20 protein-coding genes are annotated in these 26,392 nt (G+C 52.4%); 17 read left to right on the forward strand and 3 right to left on the reverse strand.

From position 1 onward, the window contains the following. Position 1: 1 nt before the first annotated feature. On the forward strand, positions 2–1,288 hold the full coding sequence (gene thrC, locus BL249_RS07285; RefSeq protein ID WP_099705986.1) for a threonine synthase: 1,287 nt from the start codon (positions 2–4) through the stop codon (positions 1,286–1,288). Between the two features lie 37 nt (positions 1,289–1,325). Here the strand turns inward: thrC and yaaA are convergent, their stop codons facing one another. Then, positions 1,326–2,102, reverse strand: coding sequence for a peroxide stress protein YaaA (gene yaaA / locus BL249_RS07290; RefSeq protein ID WP_099705987.1), 777 nt, complete (start codon positions 2,100–2,102; stop codon positions 1,326–1,328). A gap of 233 nt (positions 2,103–2,335) precedes the next feature. Here yaaA and tal point away from each other — a divergent pair, with 233 nt between their 5' ends. The 7 genes from tal (at position 2,336) to BL249_RS07325 (ending at position 11,916) form a co-directional block, all read left to right on the forward strand. Beyond that, entirely contained in the window at positions 2,336–3,289 is a 954-nt protein-coding gene (gene tal / locus BL249_RS07295) for a transaldolase (RefSeq protein ID WP_099705988.1), read from the forward strand. A 138-nt stretch (positions 3,290–3,427) separates the two neighbouring features. After that, positions 3,428–4,015 (forward strand): molybdopterin adenylyltransferase, encoded by a 588-nt coding sequence (gene mog, locus BL249_RS07300; RefSeq protein WP_099705989.1) that lies wholly within the window; start codon positions 3,428–3,430, stop codon positions 4,013–4,015. 122 nt (positions 4,016–4,137) lie between these two features. After that, positions 4,138–5,445: an MFS transporter gene (locus tag BL249_RS07305; protein WP_099705990.1), complete on the forward strand. Its 1,308-nt coding sequence runs from the start codon at positions 4,138–4,140 to the stop codon at positions 5,443–5,445. A gap of 304 nt (positions 5,446–5,749) precedes the next feature. Beyond that, positions 5,750–7,675 (forward strand): molecular chaperone DnaK, encoded by a 1,926-nt coding sequence (gene dnaK, locus BL249_RS07310; RefSeq protein ID WP_099705991.1) that lies wholly within the window; start codon positions 5,750–5,752, stop codon positions 7,673–7,675. A 111-nt stretch (positions 7,676–7,786) separates the two neighbouring features. Next, complete coding sequence (gene dnaJ / locus BL249_RS07315) at positions 7,787–8,932, forward strand: molecular chaperone DnaJ (protein WP_099705992.1); 1,146 nt, start codon at positions 7,787–7,789, stop codon at positions 8,930–8,932. Between the two features lie 288 nt (positions 8,933–9,220). Further along, complete coding sequence (gene nhaA / locus BL249_RS07320; protein WP_099705993.1) at positions 9,221–10,402, forward strand: Na+/H+ antiporter NhaA; 1,182 nt, start codon at positions 9,221–9,223, stop codon at positions 10,400–10,402. Positions 10,403–10,767: 365 nt separating this feature from the next. After that, positions 10,768–11,916 carry a hypothetical protein gene (locus tag BL249_RS07325; RefSeq protein WP_099705994.1) on the forward strand — a complete coding sequence of 383 codons (1,149 nt, stop codon included), beginning with the start codon at positions 10,768–10,770 and terminating at the stop codon, positions 11,914–11,916. A gap of 237 nt (positions 11,917–12,153) precedes the next feature. Here BL249_RS07325 and rpsT read toward each other — a convergent pair whose 3' ends face one another. After that, positions 12,154–12,417: a 30S ribosomal protein S20 gene (rpsT, locus tag BL249_RS07330; protein ID WP_099705995.1), complete on the reverse strand. Its 264-nt coding sequence runs from the start codon at positions 12,415–12,417 to the stop codon at positions 12,154–12,156. Positions 12,418–12,735: 318 nt separating this feature from the next. Here rpsT and ribF point away from each other — a divergent pair, with 318 nt between their 5' ends. From ribF to carB, 8 genes are all read left to right on the forward strand, one after another. Then, on the forward strand, positions 12,736–13,674 hold the full coding sequence (ribF, locus tag BL249_RS07335; protein WP_099705996.1) for a bifunctional riboflavin kinase/FAD synthetase: 939 nt from the start codon (positions 12,736–12,738) through the stop codon (positions 13,672–13,674). A 30-nt stretch (positions 13,675–13,704) separates the two neighbouring features. Beyond that, positions 13,705–16,521, forward strand: coding sequence for an isoleucine--tRNA ligase (gene ileS, locus BL249_RS07340; RefSeq protein WP_099705997.1), 2,817 nt, complete (start codon positions 13,705–13,707; stop codon positions 16,519–16,521). Further along, positions 16,521–17,027 (forward strand): signal peptidase II, encoded by a 507-nt coding sequence (gene lspA, locus BL249_RS07345; RefSeq protein WP_199073447.1) that lies wholly within the window; start codon positions 16,521–16,523, stop codon positions 17,025–17,027. Before ileS ends, lspA begins: the two co-directional genes overlap by 1 nt. Positions 17,028–17,031: 4 nt before the next feature. Then, entirely contained in the window at positions 17,032–17,502 is a 471-nt protein-coding gene (gene fkpB, locus BL249_RS07350) for an FKBP-type peptidyl-prolyl cis-trans isomerase (RefSeq protein ID WP_099705999.1), read from the forward strand. Next, positions 17,483–18,436, forward strand: coding sequence for a 4-hydroxy-3-methylbut-2-enyl diphosphate reductase (gene ispH, locus BL249_RS07355; RefSeq protein ID WP_099706000.1), 954 nt, complete (start codon positions 17,483–17,485; stop codon positions 18,434–18,436). Before fkpB ends, ispH begins: the two co-directional genes overlap by 20 nt. A gap of 220 nt (positions 18,437–18,656) precedes the next feature. Next, on the forward strand, positions 18,657–19,478 hold the full coding sequence (dapB, locus tag BL249_RS07360; protein WP_099706001.1) for a 4-hydroxy-tetrahydrodipicolinate reductase: 822 nt from the start codon (positions 18,657–18,659) through the stop codon (positions 19,476–19,478). Between the two features lie 467 nt (positions 19,479–19,945). Then, on the forward strand, positions 19,946–21,094 hold the full coding sequence (gene carA, locus BL249_RS07365) for a glutamine-hydrolyzing carbamoyl-phosphate synthase small subunit (protein ID WP_099706002.1): 1,149 nt from the start codon (positions 19,946–19,948) through the stop codon (positions 21,092–21,094). Between the two features lie 14 nt (positions 21,095–21,108). After that, complete coding sequence (gene carB / locus BL249_RS07370; protein WP_099706003.1) at positions 21,109–24,333, forward strand: carbamoyl-phosphate synthase large subunit; 3,225 nt, start codon at positions 21,109–21,111, stop codon at positions 24,331–24,333. An 86-nt stretch (positions 24,334–24,419) separates the two neighbouring features. On the opposite strand, the gene BL249_RS07375 is transcribed toward carB, so the two are convergent. Beyond that, the gene (locus BL249_RS07375; protein ID WP_099706004.1) at positions 24,420–25,313 is read right to left on the reverse strand and encodes a MurR/RpiR family transcriptional regulator; all 894 of its coding nucleotides are present in this window, start codon (positions 25,311–25,313) and stop codon (positions 24,420–24,422) included. Positions 25,314–25,431: 118 nt separating this feature from the next. Here BL249_RS07375 and BL249_RS07380 point away from each other — a divergent pair, with 118 nt between their 5' ends. Continuing rightward, positions 25,432–26,382, forward strand: a complete 951-nt coding sequence (locus BL249_RS07380) for a substrate-binding domain-containing protein (RefSeq protein WP_446717698.1) — start codon at positions 25,432–25,434, stop codon at positions 26,380–26,382. Positions 26,383–26,392: the final 10 nt, after the last annotated feature.

A 26,392-nucleotide genomic window follows, 5' to 3' on the forward strand; every position in this document is an offset into this window, starting at 1 on the left:
CATGAAACTGTATAATTTAAAGGATCACAACCAACAGGTTAGCTTCAGCCAGGCCGTAAAGCAGGGACTGGGTAAACAGCAGGGACTTTTTTTTCCGCTGGAGTTGCCGGAGTTTGAGCTCACAGACATCGATGCGATGCTGGAAATGGATTTTGTCAGCCGCAGTAGCAAAATTCTTTCGGCGTTTATCGGTGATGAAATTCCGCCGCATCAGCTGACTGAACGAATTGCCGCCGCTTTTACTTTTCCGGCACCGGTTAGCCGGGTGACGGATGATATCGCCTGTCTTGAATTATTCCATGGTCCGACGCTGGCCTTTAAAGACTTCGGTGGCCGCTTTATGGCGCAAATGCTGCAGTATGTCAGTGACAGTGCAGAACCCATCACTATTCTGACGGCGACCTCCGGTGATACCGGTGCCGCAGTGGCCCATGCTTTTTACGGCATGGAAAACGTGCGGGTGGTTATTCTTTATCCGCAGGGCAAAATCAGTCCTCTACAGGAAAAGTTGTTCTGTACCCTGGGCGGTAATATTCAGACGCTGGCGATTGACGGTGATTTTGACGCCTGCCAGTCACTGGTTAAACAGGCGTTCGACGATGAACATCTGCGTAAAGCGGTCGGTCTGAACTCCGCTAACTCTATCAATATCAGCCGGTTATTGGCACAGATTTGTTATTATTTTGAAGCTGTCGCGCAGCTGCCGCAGTCGCAGCGTAACCAGCTGGTTATTTCAGTGCCAAGCGGTAACTTCGGTGACTTAACGGCGGGCCTGCTGGCAAAATCTTTAGGGCTGCCGGTAAAACGCTTTATTGCTGCCACCAATGCTAATGATACCGTCCCGCGTTTTCTGCAGAATAATCTCTGGCAGCCGAATAAGACGCGCGCGACCCTCTCTAATGCTATGGACGTTAGCCAGCCGAATAACTGGCCGCGGGTTGAAGAGTTGTATCGCCGTAAAACCTGGCCGTTGCGCGAGCTGGTTAGCGGAGCGGTGGATGATGAAACCACCCGTCAGGCAATGTGTGAGCTGCGCGATCTTGGTTATATTTCTGAACCGCATGCGGCGATTGCCTGGCGTTTGTTGCGTGATAATTTGCAGGACGGCGAGTTCGGCCTGTTTCTTGGCACCGCCCATCCGGCTAAGTTCAAAGAGAGTGTGGAAGCTATCCTCGGCCAGACGCTGCCTTTACCAAAAGCGCTGGCTGACCGTGCCTCGTTGCCACTGCTTTCGCACACAATGGCGGCGGACTTTGCCAGCCTGCGTGATTTTTTGCTGCAAAAATAGGGTGACAGGCGCCCCGGTTTTGCCGGGGCGTCATTGCTCAGTCTGATTCGCGGCGTCTGAAGATAAGTTCATCGTCTGTGCTGCCTGAGGCATCAAAACGGTAGCCCTCGAGATCAAATGTCTGCAGCTGTTCTACCTGACTGATTTTGTGCTGGATAATAAAACGGCTCATCAGGCCACGGGCTTTTTTGGCGTAAAAGCTGATTACTTTAAACTTGCCATTTTTTTCATCAAGAAATACCGGCTTAATGATTCGGGCCTGTAGCTTTGCCGTTCTCACCGCTTTGAAATATTCGTCGGAGGCCAGGTTTACCAGGATATCGTCTCCCTGACGGGCCAGCGCGTCGTTGAGCTTGTTGGTGATGATATCGCCCCAGAAGCTGTAGAGATCGTTGCCGGCCGGATTTTTTAACCGGATGCCCATTTCCAGCCGATAGGGTTGCATCAGATCGAGCGGACGTAGCACACCATACAGGCCTGACAGCATCCGCAAATGCTGCTGAGCAAAATCAAAGTCGTCGTCGCTGAAGGTTTCAGCCTGCAGACCGGTATAAACATCGCCCTTAAACGCCAGCACCGCCTGACGGGCATTTTCTGGCGAAAAGTCGGGCTGCCAGTCGTTAAAGCGGTTCGCATTCAGGAGTGCCAGCTTATCGCTGATATGCATCAGCGAGGCAATTTCCGCAGGTGTCAGGCGGCGGGCCACCTTGATCAGCTTCTGCGACTGGTCGAGCAGTTCAGGCTGGGTAAAGCGGCTGGTGGCCAGTGGCGATTCATAATCCAGCGTTTTCGCCGGCGAAATAACCAGTAACATGGTTGCATCCTCTAACAATAGCTGCCGCAGGCAGCAAATTCGGCACGCCGCTACTCTAGCAAAAAACCATCCTGTCGGCTGTAATTGCTGTAATAAGTGGTGCCGGGCGTACTGTCCGGTGAATACTGTCTGATAGCCATGTAGCCTTACCTTGCGCCATCAGGCTTAAGTGATATTATCCCCACAGACCTTTCAATACTTCCGACGTATCAACTTTGATGAGAATGACAACGATGACGGACAAATTGACTTCTTTACGCCAGCTAACCACGGTTGTTGCCGATACCGGTGATATCGCCGCCATGAAACTGTATAAACCACAGGATGCAACCACAAACCCTTCGCTTATTCTTAACGCAGCGCAGATCCCTGAATATCGTAAGCTTATAGATGAAGCGGTGGCATGGGCTCGTGACCAGAGCAGCAGCAAAGACGCACAAATTCAGCATGCTTCTGACAAGCTGGCAGTAAATATCGGTCTGGAAATTCTTAAGCTGATCCCCGGCCGTATCTCCACAGAGGTGGATGCCCGCCTTTCTTACGACACCGAAGGCAGTATTAATAAAGCGCGCAGCCTGATTAAACTGTATAACGATGCCGGTATCAGCAACGATCGTATCCTGATCAAACTGGCTTCCACCTGGCAGGGTATCCGTGCGGCTGAGCAGCTGGAAAAAGAAGGCATTAACTGTAATCTGACGCTGCTGTTTTCCTTTGCCCAGGCTCGCGCCTGTGCCGAAGCCGGCGTGTTCTTAATTTCTCCATTCGTTGGCCGTATCCTCGACTGGTACAAAGCCAACAGCGATAAGAAAGAGTATGCTGCCCATGAAGATCCGGGCGTGGTCTCTGTCACCGAAATCTACAATTACTATAAACAACACGGTTACGAAACGGTGGTTATGGGCGCAAGCTTCCGCAACGTTGGCGAAATTCTTGAGCTGGCAGGTTGTGACCGTCTGACAATCTCCCCGGCCTTATTGAAAGAGCTGGCGGAAAGTGAAGGGACCCTTGAGCGTAAACTGAACTATCAAGGTGAAGTGAAAGCGCGTCCCGCCAGGATGACAGAAGCCGAGTTTCTCTGGCAGCATCATCAGGATCCGATGGCGGTGGATAAACTGGCGCAGGGTATCCGTAATTTTGCTGTTGATCAGGGCAAGCTTGAGAAGATGATTGCCGATCTGCTGTAATCTGTATCAGGCGGCCTGCCAACCGGTCGCCTGATTTATCTGTTATTCCTGCAGAACACGTTATCCTCCAGGCTTGATGCCTTGTTTACATTATATTGCCCGTGCTGGTGATGACCGGCGGGATATTGCGGTAACGCCATGACAAAATTACGCATAGGATTGATTTCGGTTTCGGACCGCGCGGCACACGGTGTTTATCAGGATAAAGGGCTGCCGGCGCTGGAAAGCTGGTTAGCAAAAGCCTTGACCACTCCGTTTGAAACAGAAAAAAGGCTGATTCCGGATGAACAGCCAATGATTGAACAGGCACTGCGTGAGCTGGTGGACGAGCATTTTTGTCACCTGGTATTGACCACCGGCGGCACCGGACCGGCGCGGCGTGATGTAACCCCGGATGCGACGCTGGCGATTGCCGATCGTGAAATGCCGGGTTTTGGTGAGCAGATGCGTCAAATCAGCCTTCATTTTGTGCCAACCGCCATCCTGTCGCGTCAGGCGGCTGTTATCCGCAAACAGTCATTGATTATTAACCTTCCTGGTCAGCCCGCTGCTATCGAGCAAACGCTGGAAGGATTAAAAGCCAGCGCTGAACATAAAGCGGTAACGGGAATTTTTGCCAGCGTGCCTTATTGCATTCAGCTGCTGGAAGGCCCCTATATTGAAACCGATCCGCAAGTCGTAGCGGCTTTTCGTCCTAAAAGTGCAATTCGCCAGACAAATAGCTGAATATCAGCATCATTCAGGCATAACATGCAGCGGCTATGGTGTGTAAGAAAATTGCCGTTATAGTAAGGTCAGCTTTACAGTTGTAACGTCAATTTTTTTAGCTTCCGGATAAATTGCCCGCTATGCAGCCTGAAAATACTCGTCGCCTGAATCTGCAGGATTATAAAACGTTGTCCCTGGCGGCGCTTGGCGGCGCGCTGGAATTTTATGACTTCATTATTTTTATCTTCTTTGCCAACGTTATCGGCCAGCTATTTTTTCCGGCCGATATCCCGGACTGGCTGCGTCAGGTACAAACGTTTGGCATATTTGCTGCAGGTTACCTCGCCCGGCCATTGGGCGGATTAATCATGGCGCATTTTGGCGATAGCCAGGGGCGCAAGAAAATGTTTAACCTCAGCATTCTGCTGATGGCGTTGCCTACCCTGGCCATGGGCATGTTGCCAGACTATGCCAGCATTGGCATTTCCGCACCTATACTGCTGCTGCTATTGCGTATTTTGCAGGGGGCCGCCATCGGTGGTGAGGTGCCGGGTGCCTGGGTGTTTGTCGCTGAGCATGTACCTGAAAAGCGTATTGGTTTTGCCTGTGGTACGCTGACTGCCGGCTTAACCGCCGGCATTCTGCTAGGGTCGGTGGTGGCGACAGTAATGAATACTCACCTCAGCGTCGGGCAGATGAGCGCCTGGGGCTGGCGTATTCCGTTTTTCCTCGGCGGGGCATTCGGTCTGGTTGCCCTCTATTTACGGCGCTGGTTGCATGAAACCCCGGTGTTCCAGCAGATGCAGCAACAAAAAACTCTGTCGGCGCTGCTGCCGTTAAAAGCCGTGATTCTTAATCATCAGCGCAGCGTGATTATTGCCATGTTACTGACCTGGTTACTTTCTGCCTGCATCGTGGTGGTGTTGTTAATGGCTCCCGCACTGTTGCAAAAGCTCTACGGTTTGCCGGCGGCACTGACGCTGAAAGCCAATACTCTGGCCACCATCATGCTCCTGATGGGGTGTATTATTGCTGGCGCGCTGGTGGATCGCTTCGGTGCGCCAAAAGTGCTTATCGTCGGCAGTGTACTGCTGGCCGCTGCCAGCTGGAGTTTTTTTCAGGCAGCAACCTTATCGGCAGGCTGGCTCTATTCTGCTTACGCGGCTGCCGGCCTCAGCGTTGGCGTAGTGGGTGTGGTGCCCTTTATTATGGTGGGGCAGTTTCCGGCAGCGGTGCGTTTTACCGGTATCTCTTTTTCTTACAATGTTGCTTACGCGATTTTTGGCGGCCTGACGCCAATGGTGGTCAGTCTGTCGATGCGAGTGACCCCGCTGGCACCGGCCTGGTATGTTTTGGCGTTATCAGTACTGGGTCTGCTGCTGGGCATTTATCTGCGGCGTGACGCCGGCAACCGCCGGCTAGCCAGCCGGCTGGATAGCCTGAGCTGAAAGTTGCCTGTGCCGGTACACGGCCAGCCTGTTCGGCTGATGTGATAAGCCGTGGGATGTCTTTAGTCAGCCGGTGTTGTCAGGCACCAGGTCGAAAAAACAGCTAAATTTTCATTATTTGCAGCGGAAAATGAAAATTTTTTATCTTCCCCCCTTGATGCTGTCTAACCTGGCCCCATCTTATTTGGCATCTGAGAGCCTGAACCCTAAAAAAAGCCGGACGCAGGCGGTTGAAACCGCAAATTTAGCCCGCACTTAAGGTTCATAACCTGATTAAAACCGAATTTCAGTAGGAGACGTTTAGATGGGTAAAATTATTGGTATTGACCTGGGTACGACTAACTCTTGTGTCGCAATTATGGACGGCGCTAAAGCCCGCGTGCTGGAAAATGCAGAAGGCGATCGCACCACGCCTTCAATTATTGCTTATGCCCAGGACGGTGAAACGCTGGTAGGTCAGCCTGCTAAACGTCAGGCCGTCACTAACCCTGAAAATACCCTGTTTGCGATCAAGCGTCTGATTGGCCGTCGCTTCCAGGATGAAGAAGTGCAGCGTGATATCAAAATCATGCCATACAGAATCACTCAGGCAGATAACGGTGATGCCTGGCTGGATGTAAAGGGCCAGAAAATGGCGCCGCCGCAGATTTCTGCCGAAGTGCTGAAGAAAATGAAAAAAACGGCGGAAGATTATCTTGGTGAAGCCGTTACCGAGGCGGTTATTACAGTACCGGCCTACTTTAACGATGCTCAGCGTCAGGCAACCAAAGATGCGGGTCGTATCGCCGGACTGGACGTTAAACGTATTATTAACGAACCGACAGCGGCTGCGCTGGCATATGGCCTCGATAAAGGTCAGGGCAACCGTACTATTGCGGTTTATGACCTCGGCGGCGGTACTTTTGATATCTCCATTATTGAGATTGATGAAGTGGAAGGTGAAAAAACCTTTGAAGTGCTGGCTACCAACGGTGATACCCACCTTGGGGGTGAAGACTTCGACAGCCGTTTAATCAACTATCTGGTTGCCGAATTTAAGAAAGATCAGGGCATTGACCTGCACAACGATCCGCTGGCGATGCAGCGCCTGAAAGAAGCGGCCGAGAAAGCTAAAATCGAGCTGTCTTCTGCGCAGCAGACGGATGTTAACCTGCCGTATATTACGGCGGATGCCACGGGTCCTAAACACCTGAACATCAAAGTCACCCGCGCTAAACTGGAATCGCTGGTGGAAGATCTGGTGGCCCGTTCCATTGAACCACTGAAAGTGGCTCTGCAGGATGCCGGACTGTCGGTTTCTGATATTAACGATATCATCCTGGTGGGTGGTCAGACGCGTATGCCGATGGTACAGGCTAAAGTGGCTGAGTTCTTCGGTAAGGAACCGCGTAAAGACGTTAACCCTGATGAAGCGGTTGCGGTCGGTGCGGCAGTGCAGGGCGGTGTACTGGCTGGTGACGTGAAAGACGTGCTGTTGCTTGACGTCACGCCGCTGTCACTGGGTATCGAAACTATGGGTGGTGTGATGACGCCGCTGATCAGCAAAAATACCACCATACCAACCAAACACAGCCAGGTGTTCTCGACAGCAGAAGATAACCAGTCTGCGGTGACCATCCATGTGCTGCAGGGTGAACGTAAGCGTTCTTCTGATAACAAATCGCTGGGACAGTTTAACCTTGATGGCATTCAGCCGGCACCGCGCGGTATGCCACAGATTGAGGTAACTTTTGATATTGATGCCGATGGTATTCTGCACGTATCAGCGAAAGACAAAAACAGCGGTAAAGAACAGAAGATTACCATTAAAGCCTCTTCAGGTCTGAGCGATGATGAAGTGGAAAAAATGGTGCGCGATGCTGAAGCTAATGCGGAGTCGGATCGTAAGTTTGAAGAACTGGTACAAGTACGTAACCAGGGCGATCAGCTATCGCACAGCACCCGTAAGCAGCTGGACGAAGCCGGTGACAAACTGCCTGCCGATGACAAAACCGCGATTGAAACGGCGCTTAATGACCTGAACAGCGCGCTGAAAAGCGAAGATAAGGCGGAGATTGAAGCCAAAATCCAGGCGCTGGTACAGGCTTCCGCTAAGCTGATGGAATTCGCTCAGCAGCAGGCTCAGGCAGGTGCTGCAGAAGCCGGCGCAGGCGCTGATGCCTCGAAGCAGGAAGACGATGTCGTTGACGCCGAATTTGAAGAAGTCAAAGACAAAGACAACAAAAAATAATTGCCCTTAAGCGGGCGCAGATTTTCCCCTTACGGGGATATCTGATAACCAGCACGGGCGGCGGAGTCATCTCCACGCCCGTGCACGCATGTTAAGGGGGCGAAAATAAGCATGGCGAAACAAGACTACTACGAGATTCTCGGTGTTGCGAAGTCTGCCGATGAGAAGGACATCAAAAAGGCCTATAAGCGCCTGGCGATGAAGTATCATCCGGATCGTAACCCCGGCGACAAAGAAGCAGAAAATAAATTTAAAGAAATTAAAGAAGCCTACGAGATCCTGACGGACGCACAGAAACGTGCGGCATACGATCAGTATGGCCACGCGGCGTTTGAACAGGGCGGCATGGGCGGTGCAGGTGGCTTCGGCGGTTTTGGGGGCGGCGGCGGGGCTGATTTCAGCGATATCTTTGGCGACGTATTTGGCGATATTTTTGGTGGGGGACGCCGTCAGCGTGCCGCACGTGGTGCCGATTTACGCTACAACATGGAGCTGACGCTGGAAGAAGCGGTGCGCGGCGTGACCAAAGAGATCCGCATACCGACACTCCAGGAGTGTGAAGTCTGCCACGGCAGTGGTGCCAGGGCCGGTAGCAAACCGCAAACCTGCCCGACCTGTCACGGTGCCGGCCAGGTACAGATGCGTCAGGGTTTCTTTACCGTACAGCAAGCTTGTCCGACCTGTCACGGACGTGGCTCGGTGATAAAAGATCCGTGCAATGCCTGTCATGGCCACGGTCGGGTCGAACGCTCAAAAACGCTGTCGGTGAAAATTCCGGCAGGCGTGGATACCGGCGATCGCATCCGTCTGAGCGGTGAAGGGGAAGTGGGTGAGCAAGGGGCGCCTGCTGGCGATCTTTACGTGCAGGTGGCGGTTAAAAAGCACCCGATTTTTGAACGTGAAGAGAACAACCTGTATTGTGAAGTGCCGATCAACTTTGCCATGGCGGCGCTCGGTGGTGAAATTGAAGTTCCGACGCTTGACGGCCGCGTGAAGCTGAAAGTGCCGGCGGAAACCCAGACCGGTAAACTGTTCCGCATGCGTGGTAAGGGTGTTAAATCAGTACGCGGTGGCAGTGTGGGTGATTTACTTTGCCGCGTGGTGGTGGAAACGCCGGTCGGTCTTAATGACCGGCAGAAAGCGCTGCTGCAGGAGTTGCGCGAGAGCTTTGGCGGGCCCACCGGTGAAAATAACAGCCCGCGTTCGAAAAGTTTTTTCGACGGCGTGAAGAAGTTCTTTGATGATTTGACGCGCTAAGTCCGGCCATTTGTTATCATAACTTCGCGAACGGGAGCTAATGGCTCCCGTTTTGTTATCTGTCGGGGCAACCCCGCCATCCATAAACAGACGGTCTTTACTGGCGCAGTTACTTGTCACAATAACACCATTGTCAGCATGGCCACCGTCGCTGCGCTGCTGACATCCTATGATAGTCTGTTAACATATGCGGCCAGAATACCTGCAGAACGTCGTTTCGTGCCCCTGATGTGATTTTAACGGGTCACTGATGGTGAAGTAGGTGACTTATTTGTCTCAGGAGGAGCTGTGACGAAAAAAAGAAATTTAAGCCATCTGATAAAAGCGTTTATCAGCAGCGATGTCAGTAATGGCATTGTGCTGATTCTGGCGGCTGTAGCCGCTATTATCCTGGCGAATAACGGCGTCACTGCCGCTGGCTACCAGGCGCTACTGGCACAGCCGGTACAGATTCGCTTTGGCGCGCTGGATATCAGCAAAGACCTGTTGTTGTGGATTAATGATGCGCTGATGGCGCTGTTTTTCCTGCTGATTGGGCTGGAGGTAAAGCGTGAACTGCTGATTGGTGAACTGGCCAGTCGTTCCCGCGCCACTTTCCCGGTGATTGCCGCGCTGGGTGGAATGTTGCTGCCAGGACTGATTTTTTTTGCGTTTAATCATGCCGACCCTATTGCGCGCCGTGGCTGGGCTATTCCGACGGCGACCGATATTGCTTTTGCACTGGGCGTGCTGGCGTTGCTCGGCAGTCGGGTCCCGCCGGCGCTGAAAGTTTTTCTGATGGCGCTGGCGATCATTGATGATCTCGGTGCGATTGTTATTATTGCCCTGTTTTATACCAATGACTTGTCGCTGTTATCACTCGGCGTGGCGGCCGGGGCGATTCTCGTGCTGGTGCTCCTCAATCTGTACCAGGTCCGTAATATTGCCATTTATATGCTGGTCGGCATGATATTGTGGACAGCGGTGCTCAAATCCGGTGTTCATGCCACGCTTGCCGGGGTGATTGTGGGCTTTTTTGTCCCGCTGGCGGAAAAAAATGGCCATTCACCGGCAGAACACCTGGCGCATGGCCTGATGCCCTGGGTTAACTGGTTGATATTACCGCTGTTTGCTTTTGCTAATGCCGGTATTGCGCTGTCGGGGATCAGTCTTTCTGCTGCGCTCTCGCCTGAACCGCTTGGCATTATTCTTGGGTTGCTGCTGGGAAAACCCGTTGGCATTCTGCTATTTTGCTGGCTGGCGGTCAGGCTAAAGCTGGCGGTACTGCCCGCCGGCACCCGATTGACAGACATTGCTGCCATCGGCGCGCTCTGTGGTATTGGTTTTACCATGTCGATTTTTATCAGTTCGCTGGCCTTTGATGCGGCACATGCCCAGCTGATCACTTTATCCAAACTGGGCATCCTGAGCGGCTCACTGTTTTCTGCTGTGATCGGGTATATGTTGCTGCGGATGAAGCTGCGGCACTAGCGTCGTGGTTGGGCGATGGCCAGGCTGGGCAAGGGTGTGTTATTGCGCAGTCTGGTTTCGCACCAGAGTACCCTATGTTTCACTGATAGCGCGGCGTCTGTATCAGTGAATCTCCCTCCTGTTTATTGCTTCTGTTGCTATTCCCTGTTCGCTGCATGCTGTGGCACGGGTAAATACTGGCCTGCGCTACGCGGTTGTATTGTACATTTCGCTATCTGCCCCTGTTTTAGTCTTGCAAGCGCCTGTTTCTTTGGGCCCGCTGAGGCATCCGATCGATAAACTTATGCTTGCGCTTTAGATCCAGGTAATTTTGCGAAACCCGGCTAGAATTGATTAGGGTTTTTTACCAATAAAAAAGGTGCAAGATGAAAAATAATCACTTTGTATGGATTTATTCTTTATTTTTTCTCGTGTTATCTGGTTTTGGATTAGCGAATGCAGCAAGCCATACTTCAAATTTATCAGTAGTATTTGACGCTGGTAGCAGCAAAACCCGGGCCTATTTGTATCAGTTATCGGGTGATGAGGTGAAGCAAATCGCGGTTTCAGATTCAGGCAAGCCACTTTCAGCGTTTGGCAAGACGCCAGACAGTGCCGGTAAAGAAGCTATTGGTCCCTTGCTGAAGCAGCTCAGCAGCAAAATAACCGGCGAGCATAAAAACGTCACGGTCAATGTGCTGGGTACTGCCGGTATGCGGCAGCTCACTGAGGCACAGCAGAACGCGATTTATGCCAATATAAGGCAGGAAATTACACAGGCAGGTTATAGCGTTGGCAGAACTGAAACGATCGCCGGCTGGGAAGAAGGTGCCTATGCCTGGGCACATCTTAATCAGCTGACAGGCAAGGCGGGAACCGATAATACTCAGGGAATTATTGAAGTGGGAGGCGCTTCTGCCCAGATCACCTTTGACGCTAAAGATGCAAATCTTGCCGGCGTCCATAAAGTTGATATGAAAGGCAAAACGTACTATTTATGGAGTGAAAGCCTGTTGGGATTCGGCGCGAATTCCGTGCGTGATTCGATGAATAAAGAAAGCGAGAAAAATAGCTGTTATCCGGCGGGTTTTGAATCATCGACGGGTTTTAAATTCTCCGCCTGTGACAACGCTTACGATAAGGCTATTGCCAGCGATCCTGATGCCAAAGCCTTGCTGGAAAAAACCGCCGCTATTCCGGCGCTAAAACAGACTCACTTCGTTGGTTTGAGTGCACTGAATTACACGCTTGAGTTTTTTGATAATAAAACCCCGCAAAAAGACAGTCTGAAACAGAGTCTGGAAACCAGCTGTAAAAGTTATCAGGAGATTCAGGATTCACTGGCGCGAAATCCCGCGAAAGATCGTTATGATCCGCAGTTCAAATGTGCTAATGGTACTTTTGCCTACAACCTGCTTTACGACTATCTGAAACTGAATGACGGGTCGATTGAGGCAGTGAAAAAAGTGAACAATGTGGATATCCGCTGGACCTCAGGTTTCCTGCTGCTTGATACACATGCAGCGAAAAAGTAATCCTGTGCCGGTTTTTTTGCTGGCGATGCGCGTGCATGACTTACGTGAACCAGCCAGCCGGATACCGTCCAACGCTGTTGTGGGATAAAGGACGGCGTCGGTATCGCGATTGGCCGTCAGCCGTTACCCGGTGAACAGACGGCCAGTTTTACCTTCAGAGGTTAGCGGTTTTCGTAATGGCAAATAAAAAAGCCGACGCAAGCGTCGGCTTTTCAAAGCAGATTATCAACGTGGCAATCAGGCCAGTTTGTTGATCTGTGCAGTCAGGTTTGCTTTATGACGTGCTGCTTTGTTTTTGTGGATCAGGCCTTTAGCTGCCTGACGGTCCACGATAGGTTGCATATCGTTAAATGCTTTTTGTGCTGCTTCTTTATCGCCAGTAGCGATAGCCGCGTGTACTTTTTTGATAAAAGTACGCATCATGGAACGGCGGCTTGCATTATGTTTGCGACGTTTTTCTGACGTTACGGCGCGTTTCTTAGCTGATTTGATATTAGCCAAGGTCCAGACTCCCAAATGTGTTCTATTAGGACAAATCAAAGGCCGAGGACTATGCCTTTTCGGACTTCTGTTGTCAATGGATTTGTGCAAATAAGCGCCGATTTAACTGCGACGCCTGATTACGGATTTGATGGCGCAAGATTCTATCAGCTTCGCGGTAACGAATACAGCAGTAAACGTAAAAAAGGGCATAAATCTGCTCCGGCCGCGGCCTGCAGATGAAATGCAGACAGAAACAGGACAAAGCGGTGATTAGCGGGTTAACCTTCCGCGCGGTACAAGGTATAATCCGCCGATTTCCATACTGTTGGGCCAGCCATGAAGTTTATTCGCGGCATTCATAATCTGAAGGAGCAGCATCGCGGCTGCGTGCTGACTATTGGCAATTTTGATGGGGTGCATCGCGGTCACCAGGCGTTACTTGCCCGTTTGTGTGAAGAGGGACAAAAACGCCAGCTACCGGTTATGGTGATGCTGTTTGAACCTCAGCCAATGGAGCTTTTCTCGCCGCAAAATGCGCCGGCAAGGCTGACGCGGCTGCGTGAAAAAGTGCGTTATCTGGCCCAGGCGGGTGTTGATACCGTGCTTTGCCTGCGCTTTGACCGCCGTTTTGCCGCCCATTCTGCCGACAGCTTTATTACCGATCTGTTGGTCAGCAAACTGGGCGTTCGTTTTCTGGCGGTGGGGGATGACTTCCGTTTTGGGGCAGGACGCGCAGGGGATTTCGCATTATTACAGCAGGCTGGTAGTCGCTATGGTTTTGATGTTATCAGTACCCACACATTTTGCGAAAACGGTGTGCGTATCAGCAGTACGGCGGTGCGCCAGGCGCTGGCGGATGACAAACTGGATCTGGCCGCATCGCTATTAGGTCGGCCCTTTAGCCTTTCGGGGCGCGTGGTTCACGGCGATGCTCTTGGCAGAACTATTGGTTTCCCGACGGCTAATATTCCCCTGCGCCGTCCGGTGTCGCCGGTACAGGGGGTTTATGCGGTGGAAGTGTATGGGCTCGGGGATAAGCCAGTGCCTGCGGTGGCGAACATTGGTACCCGGCCAACGGTAGGCGGTGTGCGTCAACAGCTGGAAGTGCATCTGTTTGACGTTGAAATGAATCTGTATGGCCGCCATATTGAAGTGGTATTAAAACAGAAAATACGTAACGAGCAGCGCTTTGAATCATTCGGGGCGTTAAAGCAGCAAATTGCTAAAGATGCGGTGACTGCCCGCCAATTTTTTGGGCTGAATACACCGGCTTAAACCGAACCGAAATACGGAATCGAGAAACTGATGAGTGACTATAAATCAACCCTGAATTTGCCTGAAACGGGGTTCCCGATGCGTGGCGATCTGGCAAAACGCGAGCCGGGAATGCTGCAACGTTGGTATGATGACAACCTTTACGGCATCATCCGCGCGGCAAAAAAAGGGAAAAAAACCTTTATCCTGCATGATGGCCCTCCCTATGCGAACGGCAGTATTCATATTGGTCACTCAGTTAATAAGATTCTGAAAGATATTATCGTCAAGTCAAAAGGCATGGCAGGGTACGATTCGCCTTACGTGCCGGGCTGGGACTGCCATGGTTTACCTATTGAACACAAGGTAGAACAGACTATTGGTAAACCCGGGGAGAAAGTCAGCGCAGCGGCGTTTCGTGAAGCGTGCCGCAAATATGCCGCTGAACAGGTGGAAGCGCAGAAAAAAGACTTTATCCGTCTTGGGGTGTTGGGGGACTGGGAGCATCCCTACCTGACAATGGATTTTCGCACTGAAGCCAATATCATTCGTGCACTGGCAAAGATCATTGGTAACGGCCATTTGCATAAAGGTGCTAAACCGGTGCACTGGTGTCTTGACTGTCGCTCGGCGCTGGCAGAAGCCGAAGTGGAATATTATGACAAAGCGTCGCCTTCCATCGACGTCATGTTTGAAGCCGCAGATAAAGCGGCGGTGCAGGCCAAATTCGCTGCGGCACAGGTCAATGGTCCTGTCGATCTGGTTATCTGGACTACCACTCCGTGGACTATGCCAGCTAACCGCGCCATCTCATTGCATCCTGATTTTGACTATCAGCTAATACAGATTGACGGCCGTGCGCTGATCCTCGCCAAAGACCTGGTGACGAGTGTGATGGCGCGCGCAGGGATCAGCGACTGGACGGTTCTTGGCGAATGTAAAGGCGCCGCGCTGGAGCGGCAAGCGTTTCGCCACCCGTTCCTGGCGATCCTTTCGCCGGTAGTCCTGGGGGAGCACGTTACCCTGGAAGCCGGTACCGGTGCGGTACATACCGCCCCGGGACACGGCCCTGACGACTACGTGATTGGCCAGAAATATGGCATTGAAATTGCCAATCCAGTGGGGCCGGATGGCTGCTATCTGCCGGGTACTTATCCCACGCTGGATGGCGTGAATGTCTTCAAAGCTAACGATCTGGTGGTGGATTTACTGAAGGAAAAAGGTGCGTTGCTGCACGTGGAAAAACTGCAGCATAGCTATCCACACTGCTGGCGGCATAAAACCCCGATCATTTTCCGTGCCACCCCACAGTGGTTTATCAGCATGGATCAGAAGGGGCTGCGCGCGCAGTCGCTTAAGGAAATTAAAGGCGTGCAGTGGATCCCAGGCTGGGGCCAGGCGCGCATTGAATCTATGGTCGCTAACCGCCCGGACTGGTGTATCTCGCGTCAGCGTACCTGGGGTGTACCTATGGCGCTGTTTGTGCACAAAGAGAACGAGCAGCTGCATCCGGATAGTCTGGCGCTGATGGAGAAAGTCGCCCAGCGCGTTGAGCAGGATGGCATACAGGCCTGGTGGGATCTCGACCCACGTGACCTGATGGGCGACGACGCCGACAGCTATGTTAAGGTTCCCGACACCCTGGACGTCTGGTTTGATTCCGGCTCTACCAGTTTTTCCGTGGTGGATAACCGTGCAGAGTTTGAAGGTCATCAACCGGATATCTATCTGGAAGGTTCGGATCAGCATCGTGGCTGGTTTATGTCATCATTGATGATTGGCGTGGCAATGAAAAATAAAGCGCCTTACCGCCAGGTACTGACTCACGGTTTCACTGTAGATGGACAAGGACGCAAAATGTCCAAATCTATCGGTAATACGGTGGCTCCGCAGGACGTGATGGATAAACTTGGCGCTGATATTCTGCGTCTGTGGGTCGCTTCCACCGATTACTCCGGCGAGATGGCCGTTTCCGATGAAATTCTTAAGCGTTCGGCGGATGCTTATCGCCGTATTCGTAATACCGCGCGTTTCCTGCTGGCGAATCTTGCCGGCTTTAATCCGGAAACCGATCGGCTGAAACCGGAAGAGATGGTAGTGCTTGACCGCTGGGCGGTTGGCAGAGCCTATGCGGCACAGCAGGATATCATTGCTTCATACGACAGCTATGATTTCCATGAAGTGGTCCAGCGTCTGATGCAGTTTTGTTCGGTAGAAATGGGTTCTTTTTATCTGGACATTATTAAAGACCGCCAGTATACCGCGAAAAGCGATGGCATTGCGCGCCGCAGCTGCCAGACCGCGCTGTGGTACATTGCCGAGGCGCTGGTGCGCTGGATGGCGCCAATTCTTTCTTTCACCGCCGATGAAATCTGGCAGGCCCTGCCAGGTAAACGTGCGCAGTATGTCTTTACTGAAGAGTGGTTCGACGGTTTATTTGGCCTGGCGGACAATGAGCCAATGAACGATGCTTTCTGGGCTGAGCTGCTGAACGTGCGTGGTGAAGTGAATAAAGTGATTGAGCAGGCGCGTAACGATAAACGGATAGGTGGTGCGCTGGAAGCCGCCGTCACGCTGTATGCCGATAAGACGCTGGCAACCTGCCTGACCAGTCTGGGTAATGAACTACGCTTTGTATTACTGACTTCCGCAGCGCAGGTTGCTGACTACGCGCTGGCACCGGAAGAGGCGCAGCAGAGTGAACAGATTAAAGGACTAAAAATCGCCCTGCATAAAGCGGAAGGGCGTAAGTGTCCACGTTGCTGGCACTATACGCATGATGTCGGTCAGAATGCTGAGCATCCTGAACTCTGTGGCCGTTGTGTCACTAACGTAGCCGGTAACGGCGAAGAGCGAAAGTTTGCCTGATGAGTAAGTCTGTATTTTCAACCGGATTATGCTGGCTATGGCTGGTGGTGATAGTAATAGCTGTTGATTTCGCCAGTAAGCAATGGGTCATCAATCACATGATGCTGCATGAAACATTGCCACTGATGCCGTTTTTTAACCTGTTCTATGCACATAACTATGGCGCAGCATTTAGTTTTCTTGCCGATAAAGGCGGCTGGCAGCGCTGGTTTTTTGCCGGCATCGCAATCGCAATTGTGGTGTCATTGCTGGTGATGATGTACCGCACTGCGGCCGGAAAGAAATTGAATAATATCGCCTACGCGCTGATTATCGGCGGTGCGCTCGGCAACCTGTTTGATCGCGCCTATCATGGATTTGTCGTCGATTTTATCGACTTCTACGTTGGAGACTGGCATTTTGCCACCTTCAATATTGCCGATTGTGCCATTTGTATTGGTGCGGCGCTGATCGTGCTGGAAGGCTTTATCTCGCCGTCCGGCAGGCAGGCGAAGGTAAAAGGTTAAGGTTATGTCTGATTCTGTAGAGCATGACAGCGCGCTGCTTGTACATTTTGTCCTGAAGCTGGAAGATGGCACTACGGCAGAGTCAACGCGTAACAACGGCAAACCGGCGCTGTTTCGCCTGGGAGACGGCAGTCTCTCTGACGGGCTGGAAGCGCAGCTGATTGGGTTGCGTACTGGTGATAAAAAAAGCTTTTCGCTGGCACCTGACGCCGCATTCGGGCTGAGCAGCTCCGACCTGATTCAGTATTTTTCGCGGCGTGATTTTGCCGCCGCCGGTGAACCGGAAATCGGGGCAATTATGCTGTTTACCGCGATGGACGGCAGTGAAATGCCCGGCGTCATCCGCGACATTTCCGGTGATTCAATCACCGTGGATTTTAATCATCCACTGGCTGGGCAAACGGTTCATTTTGAGGTTGAGGTTCTGGATACAGATCCTGACCTGGAGGCTACTCATGCGAATACTGCTCGCTAATCCACGCGGCTTTTGTGCCGGAGTGGATCGCGCCATCAGCATCGTTGAGCGTGCGCTGGAGATGTATGGCGCGCCAATTTATGTGCGTCATGAAGTGGTGCATAACCGCTATGTGGTTAACAGTCTGCGCGAGCGTGGCGCTATTTTTATTGAGCAGATTTCAGAAGTTCCGGATGGTGCGATTCTGATTTTTTCCGCTCACGGTGTTTCACAGGCGGTGCGGGCGGAAGCAAAAGCACGTCAGCTGACCATGCTGTTCGATGCCACCTGCCCGCTGGTGACCAAAGTGCATATGGAAGTGGCCCGTGCCAGTCGTAAAGGCGTGGAAGCGATCCTGATTGGTCATGCCGGCCATCCGGAAGTGGAAGGCACCATGGGGCAGTATAATAACAGTGCGGGGGGGATGTATCTGGTGGAATCCCCGCAGGACGTGTGGAATCTGCAGGTTAAAAACGAAAAAAATCTGTGTTTTATGACGCAGACGACACTGTCTGTCGACGATACTTCCGATGTTATTGACGCGCTGCGGGCGCGTTTTCCCGAGATTATTGGTCCGCGCAAAGATGATATATGTTATGCCACCACCAACCGTCAGGAGGCGGTACGTCATCTTTCCGGTGAAGCGCAGGTGGTGCTGGTTGTCGGTTCGAAAAATTCGTCGAACTCTAACCGTCTTGCTGAACTGGCACAGCGTGCTGGTAAGCTGGCGAAGCTGATTGATTCCGCCGATGACATTCAGGAAGAGTGGGTCACTGGCGTCGAGTGTATTGGCGTGACGGCTGGCGCTTCGGCACCGGATATTCTGGTTCAGCAGGTTATCCAGCGTCTGCGCGAGCTGGGCGGCGAAGCGGCGATTGAACTGATCGGTCGCGAAGAGAATATCGTATTTGAAGTGCCTAAAGAGCTGCGCGTTGAGGTCCGCCAGGTTATATAGCCATTCCTGCCTGAACATGCTTTCACCCCTACCGGCAGGCCGGCGTCTGACGGTAGTTTATCTTTTTTACCATTACATTTTCCATACACAATCTGTTTTACTGATAATAGTGTGCGCTTTCACTGAAATTCTTATTATGTGCGTTTAGAGGTGGCACAGGTAACGGCCTGCCGTTAACCTGATGTTGTAACTGAATACCGGGTTTAGGGAATGAATAGTTATGAGTAATGCACAGGTTCGTCTGGCTATTGTCGGGGCCTCCGGACGCATGGGGCGTCAGCTGATCGCCGCCAGTCATCAGATGGCGGGAGTGACGCTCGGCGCGGCGCTGGTCAGGCAGGAATCGACCTTGCTGGGCTCTGATGCCGGCGAACTGGCAGGCATGGGTGCCATTGGTGTCAGGCTGCATCACAGTCTGCAGGCAGTTGCCGACGATTTTGATGTGGTGATCGATTTCACCCGTCCGCAGGGTACGCTGGCCTGCCTCGATTTTTGTCGTCGTCATCATAAAGCGATGGTGATCGGTACCACCGGTTTTGACGAGGCTGGACGTGCGGCCATTGCGCAGGCAGCTGCGGATACGGCGATTGTTTTTGCCGCCAATTTCAGCGTTGGCGTTAATCTGGTACTGAAGTTGCTGGAAAAAACCGCCAGCGTGATGGGCAATGATTGCGACATCGAGATTGTTGAAGCTCACCATCGCCATAAGGTCGATGCGCCGTCAGGCACCGCGCTGGCAATGGGGGAAGCGATTGCCACGGCGATGGACTGGAATCTCAGTGAACACGCGGTGTACAGCCGTGAAGGCTATACCGGAGAACGTCCGCCCCAGGCGATCGGGTTTGCCACAGTGCGGGCTGGCGACATTGTCGGTGAACATACGGCAATGTTTGTCGATAGCGGCGAACGGGTAGAGATTACTCATAAGGCATCAAGCCGCATGACTTTTGCAAAAGGTGCAGTAAAAGCAGCATTATGGCTTAATGGCCGAAAAAACGGCCTTTATGACATGAAAAATGTGCTTGATCTTGATAGTTTGTAGTTTTTAATTACCATCGTGATGTGGTTATTCTGGTCATAACTTATTGACTGGAGGGGTAATAATTTTATTGCCCTTTTATTTTTTCGTGATTATGGTGTTATTTGTTTTTAATTCATTATTTTTGTCTTTTTCTCTCAGTAAAATGCCATAAAACCAACCTCTGTGCCCTGTTTTCGACCCCGCAATGCTGCTTTTCGCCGCCCGGCCAGTCTGTTGATGATAAACTTGCCTTTTAAGGTAAATTTTTCAGCTTTTAAGGCTGAATTTCAGGGCAATCAAACGCTAAAGCTCTCCAGTGACACAAAAATATAAAAAAATTACCTTTCAGGGTGGACAAGTACGAGGACGATCCGTAGAATGCGCGCAATTTGCCAAAAATTGACCAGTCAGGCGGTTTTTGCATTGATTAGCCCCTGCCTATGAATTAATATGCAAATATATTGACTTTTTATTCCCTGGAGGACGTTTTGATTAAGTCAGCGCTATTGGTTCTGGAAGACGGAACCCAATTCCACGGCCAGGCCATAGGAGCAGCGGGGTCGGCAGTGGGGGAAGTCGTTTTCAACACCTCAATGACCGGTTATCAAGAAATCCTCACTGATCCTTCCTATTCCCGCCAGATTGTCACTCTCACTTATCCCCATATTGGTAACGTCGGCACCAACGCCGCAGATGAAGAATCCTCTCAGGTACATGCACAAGGACTGGTCATCCGCGACCTTCCACTGATTGCCAGTAATTTTCGCAATGAAGAAAATCTTTCTGATTACCTCAAACGCCATAATATTGTTGCTATCGCCGGGATTGATACCCGCAAACTGACGCGTTTGCTGCGTGAAAAAGGGGCGCAGAATGGCTGCATTATTGCCGGCGACAATCTGGATAGTGCCCTGGCCTTGCAGAAAGCGCAGGCATTCCCTGGTCTGAAAGGAATGGATCTGGCAAAAGAGGTTACGGTAAGCAGCGCCTACAGCTGGCAGCAGGGAAGCTGGAGTCTGGACAACGGGTTGCCGTCAGCGCGTGCGGCTGCAACGTTGCCTTTCCACGTAGTTGCCTATGATTATGGGGCCAAGCGAAATATTTTACGTATGCTGGTCGACCGTGGTTGTCGCCTGACGGTAGTACCGGCGCAGACCCCGGCTGAAGAGGTGCTGCAAATGCAACCGGATGGCATATTCCTTTCCAACGGCCCTGGCGATCCGGAACCCTGCGACTATGCGATTGCCGCCATTAAAACCTTTTTGACAACGGAAATCCCGCTATTTGGCATCTGCCTTGGCCATCAGCTGCTGGCATTAGCCAGCGGTGCACGGACGGTGAAAATGAAACTTGGTCATCATGGGGGCAACCATCCGGTCAAAGATCTCGATAATAATACCGTGATGATCACCGCACAAAACCATGGCTTTGCCGTTGATGAACAAGGGCTGCCGGCTAACCTGCGCATCACGCATCGTTCCCTGTTTGATCATACGGTGCAGGGTATTCATCGCACGGATAAACCTGCATTCAGCTTTCAGGGACATCCGGAAGCCAGTCCCGGGCCGCATGATGCTGCTCCGCTGTTCGACCATTTTATTGCGCTGATTGAAGTTTACCGTTCTCACGCCCGTTAACCAGGAGCTAATAAATGCCAAAACGCACTGACATAAAATCCATCCTGATCCTGGGTGCGGGGCCGATTGTTATCGGTCAGGCCTGTGAATTTGACTATTCCGGCGCACAGGCTTGTAAAGCGTTACGCGAAGAAGGTTACCGCGTGATCCTGGTGAACTCTAACCCCGCCACTATCATGACTGACCCGGAGATGGCGGATGCAACATACATCGAGCCAATCCACTGGCAGGTTGTCCGTAAAATTATTGAAAAAGAGCGTCCGGATGCGGTGCTGCCAACCATGGGGGGCCAGACGGCACTCAACTGTGCGCTGGAGCTGGAGCGCCAGGGGGTGCTGGCGGAGTTTGGCGTTACCATGATTGGGGCTACCGCCGACGCGATTGATAAAGCCGAAGATCGCCAGCGTTTTGATAAAGCAATGAAAAACATTGGCCTGGGAACGGCACGTTCCGGTATTGCCCATAATATGGAAGAGGCGCTGGCGGTGGCAGAAGACGTCGGCTTTCCCTGTATTATTCGCCCCTCTTTTACCATGGGTGGAACCGGGGGCGGTATTGCCTATAACCGCGAAGAATTTGAAGAAATTTGCGAACGCGGGCTGGATTTATCGCCAACCAGTGAACTGTTGATAGACGAATCACTGATTGGCTGGAAAGAGTACGAAATGGAAGTGGTGCGCGACAAAAATGACAACTGCATTATTGTTTGCTCAATCGAAAACTTCGACGCGATGGGTATTCATACCGGCGACTCCATTACGGTAGCACCGGCGCAGACCCTGACGGATAAAGAGTATCAGGTAATGCGTAACGCCTCACTGGCGGTGTTGCGTGAGATCGGTGTTGAAACCGGCGGCTCTAACGTACAGTTTGCGGTGAATCCCCGCGACGGTCGCCTGATTGTTATTGAAATGAACCCGCGCGTATCACGCTCTTCGGCGCTGGCCTCAAAAGCCACCGGTTTCCCGATTGCCAAGGTGGCGGCGCGCCTTGCGGTGGGTTACACCCTCGATGAGCTGATGAATGATATTACCGGCGGTCGCACCCCGGCGTCGTTTGAGCCGTCAATTGATTATGTCGTTACCAAAATCCCGCGTTTTAACTTTGAAAAGTTTGCCGGTGCTAACGATCGCCTGACAACGCAGATGAAGTCAGTTGGCGAAGTAATGGCTATTGGCCGCACTCTGCAGGAATCAATGCAAAAAGCGTTGCGGGGTCTCGAAGTAGGGGCGGCGGGCTTTGACCCGAAAGTGGCGCCGGATGATGCCGACGCCGCCACGCGTATCCGCCGCGAGCTGAAAGACGCTGGTGCAGAACGGATCTGGTATATTGCCGATGCTTTTCGCAGCGGGATGAGCGTCGACGAGGTGTTTGCCCTGACAAACATCGACCGCTGGTTCCTGGTGCAGATTGAAGAACTGATGCAGCTTGAAGCAAAAGTGGCGCAGCAGGGTATTACCGGCCTTAGCAAGGATTTTCTCTACAGCCTGAAACGCAAAGGTTTTGCCGATGCACGGCTGGCGCAGCTGGCCGGGGTGGCGGAATCCGAAATTCGCAAACTGCGCGATCAGTATCATCTGCACCCGGTCTATAAACGTGTGGATACCTGCGCGGCAGAGTTCGCCACCAACACCGCCTATATGTATTCAACCTGGGAGGAAGAGTGTGAAGCCAGTCCGACCCAGGGGCGGGATAAAATTATGGTACTGGGGGGTGGTCCTAACCGTATCGGCCAGGGCATAGAGTTTGACTATTGCTGTGTACACGCTGCGCTGGCGCTGCGGGAAGACGGTTTTGAAACCATTATGGTCAACTGCAACCCGGAGACGGTTTCAACCGACTACGATACCTCAGACCGCCTCTATTTTGAGCCGGTAACCCTGGAAGACGTGCTGGAAATTGTGCGAATTGAACAACCGAAAGGGGTGATCGTGCAATACGGTGGTCAGACGCCGCTGAAGCTTGCCAGAGCGCTGGAAGCGGCGGGCGTGCCGGTGATCGGTACCAGCCCGGACGCTATTGATCGGGCAGAAGATCGCGCGCGCTTTCAGCAGGCGGTAGAACGTCTTGGCCTGAAGCAGCCGGCTAATGCGACGGTTACTACTGTCGAACAGGCAGTAGAGAAGGCGGTGGCCATTGGTTATCCACTGGTTGTGCGTCCTTCTTATGTTCTCGGTGGCCGCGCGATGGAAATTGTTTATGACGAGATGGATCTTAAGCGTTACTTTGCTAATGCGGTGATGGTGTCAAATGACGCGCCGGTCCTGCTGGACCACTTTCTTGACGACGCGGTGGAAGTCGACGTTGATGCGATTTGCGACGGCGAACGCGTGCTAATCGGCGGCATTATGGAACATATCGAACAGGCCGGCGTGCATTCCGGTGATTCCGCCTGTTCGCTGCCGGCCTATACGCTAAGCGAGCAGATTCAGAATGTGATGCGTCAGCAGGTGGAAAAACTGGCCTTTGAACTCTGTGTCCGCGGCCTGATGAACGTACAGTTTGCAGTCAAAGATAATGAAGTTTATCTGATTGAGGTCAATCCCCGTGCTGCCCGTACCGTACCATTTGTTTCTAAAGCTACCGGCGTACCGCTGGCAAAAGTAGCCGCCCGGGTTATGGCCGGTAAATCACTGCTCAGTCAGGGGATGACGCAAGAGGTGATTCCACCTTATTATTCGGTGAAAGAAGTGGTGTTGCCGTTTAATAAGTTCCCAGGCGTTGACCCTATTCTTGGCCCGGAAATGCGTTCCACTGGCGAAGTAATGGGCGTGGGCCGGACGTTTGCCGAAGCGTTTTCAAAAGCCATGCTTGGTGCACAGAGTAATATGAAAAAAGGCGGCCGGGCGCTGCTGTCGGTGCGAGAAGGGGATAAAAAGCGCATTGCAGCCCTGGCCGGCAAGCTGGTGCAGTCTGGTTTTGAGCTGGATGCCACCCACGGTACGGCAGTGGTGCTGGGAGAAGCGGGCATTAATCCGCGTCTGGTGAACAAAGTGCACGAAGGGCGGCCGCATATTCAGGACCGGATCAAAAACGGCGAGTACAGTTATATCGTTAATACCACTGCCGGGCGTCAGGCGATTGAAGATTCCAGACTGATCCGCCGCAGCGCTCTGCAGTATAAGGTTCATTATGACACCACCATTAACGGCGGCTTTGCCACGGTGAATGCACTGACGGCGGACCCCACCGACCGGGTTATTTCGGTGCAGGAGATGCACAAAGAAATTCACGGTTGAAGGCCCGCCGGTTTGCCCTAAATCTCCCCGCTGCGGCGGGGATTTTTGTGTCTCCCGGTGGTCGGTCTGTGTATGAACACGCGCATTTAACGGCGTTTTTCGGCAAAAACGTCATCGATTCTGACAGAAAGATTTAACCATTCCGGATGGCGTGCCGCCAGACACTGAAAAAGCACTTCGGCAAAGGCGCAACCAATCACCCGATCGAGTACTTCTGCACTGCCTGGCAGTCCCGGTGAGGTGGGTAACAGCACCGTCAGGTCTGCCAGTCGGGATAACGCTGATGAGGCGGTGCCGGTAACCAGCGCCAGCCGTGCGCCATGCTGGCTGGCACAGCGTGCCGCCCATAGCGTTGGCGGCGTACTGCCGGAATGTGATACCACCAGCGCCAGATCCTGCTCATTCAGCAGCGACGCAAGGGTAACCTGGGTATGATACTCCTCGCAAAAACGGACCGGCAGTCCAAGCCGCACCAGCCGCATATAAAGCACCTGGCATACTGCCGCGGACTCTCCGGCCCCCAGCAATAAAATATTTCGCGCTGTTGCCAGCGCCGGAATCAGATCCGTTAGCGTCGTGCTGGCGCTTAATATGCGTGCCATGGCCTGTGCCCGCAGTGCGACGGCCGACATCACCCGGCTGGCTATCTGACCATCAAGATCGTTGTCATCACCCTGACTGGCTGTTGCCAGCGGGTCGTCAGGGACGTTTTCCGCCAGTAGTGCTTTACGCATCTCTTTCAGGCCAGGGTAGCCGAGTTTGCGCGACAGGCGGTCAATACTTGAGCGACTGGCGCCGGAACGCTGTGACAGATCTGAGGAAGTAATAATGCCTATTTCGTAGTGCGGAATGCCAAGCAGCTGCGTAACGATGCGCTGTTCCGCCGGGAATAAGTTTACTGCCGCCACCCGTGCGGCAAAGCTGGGGGCCGCAGTTACCGACGGGCTGCTCAGCGTCTGGTACTCTTTTTCTTGTGACACATGATGTCCCTCACATTTATATAAAACACTAATTGCGACACGTTATGTTCCGCATTAGGGTGGTCAAACCTTAATCAATGCTTCATTTGATACGCACTTAACGATAAGTGGAGAACCTATGAAACAGTTTGTGTCAAATAGTATGACGGTTTGCTGCCTGCTGGCAACGTTAACCTTGTCCCTCTGTTCGTTTGTCTCGCAGGCCAAAACCCCCAGGCTGGTGGGGGTGACGGTGGTGGATCTGGGAAATCCGTTCTTTGGCGCCATTACGCATAATATTGAACAACAGGTAGCCGCCAGTATGCCGGGTGCAAAAACTCTGGTGGTTTCCGGTGACTATGATTTGGGTAAACAGTCGACGCAGTTTGATAATTTCATTCAGGCTGGGGCCGATATCATTATTGTTTCCGCCATCGATTCGCAGGCAATCAGCGCCGCAGTCCGGCGCGCCCGTGCGGCCGGTATTGTTGTGGTTGCTATTGATAATACGGCGGATGGTGCTCAGGCAACGGTGACCACCAATAATGTGCTGGCCGGCCAGCAATCCTGCGCTTATCTGGCGCAACGCCTGAAAGGTAAAGGCAACATGCTAATCATTAACGGTCCGCAGGTGTCCGGTGTGAAAGATCGTGTCAAAGGCTGTGAAGAGGCGCTGAAACCATACCCGGATATTCATATTCTTTCGGATAATCAGAACGGGGTAGGAACACGTGATGGTGGGTTAAACGTCGCCACCGGCCTGCTGACCGCACATGATAACGTGAATGCCATCTTTACCATTAACGATCCTTCAGCCATTGGCGCTGACCTGGCGGCCCGGCAATTACAGCGTCAGGGCATTCTGATCGCCACCGTCGATGGTTCGCCCGACATTGAAGATGCTTTAAAAAATCCAACCTCAATTGTTGCCTCCTCTGCTCAGCGTCCGGCTGAACTGGCGAAGGTTGCAGTGCAAACGGCATTGCAACTGTTTAATCAGTCAGCCCCTGCGCAACCCAATCAGATGGTGTCACCCCAGCTGGTTACGCGTGACAACATCAGTAGCTATCAGGGCTGGAAAAGTCAGTGACCGGCGTTCG

Source organism: Erwinia sp. OLFS4, assembly GCF_002752165.1.
Taxonomy (GTDB): Bacteria; Pseudomonadota; Gammaproteobacteria; order Enterobacterales; family Enterobacteriaceae; genus Izhakiella.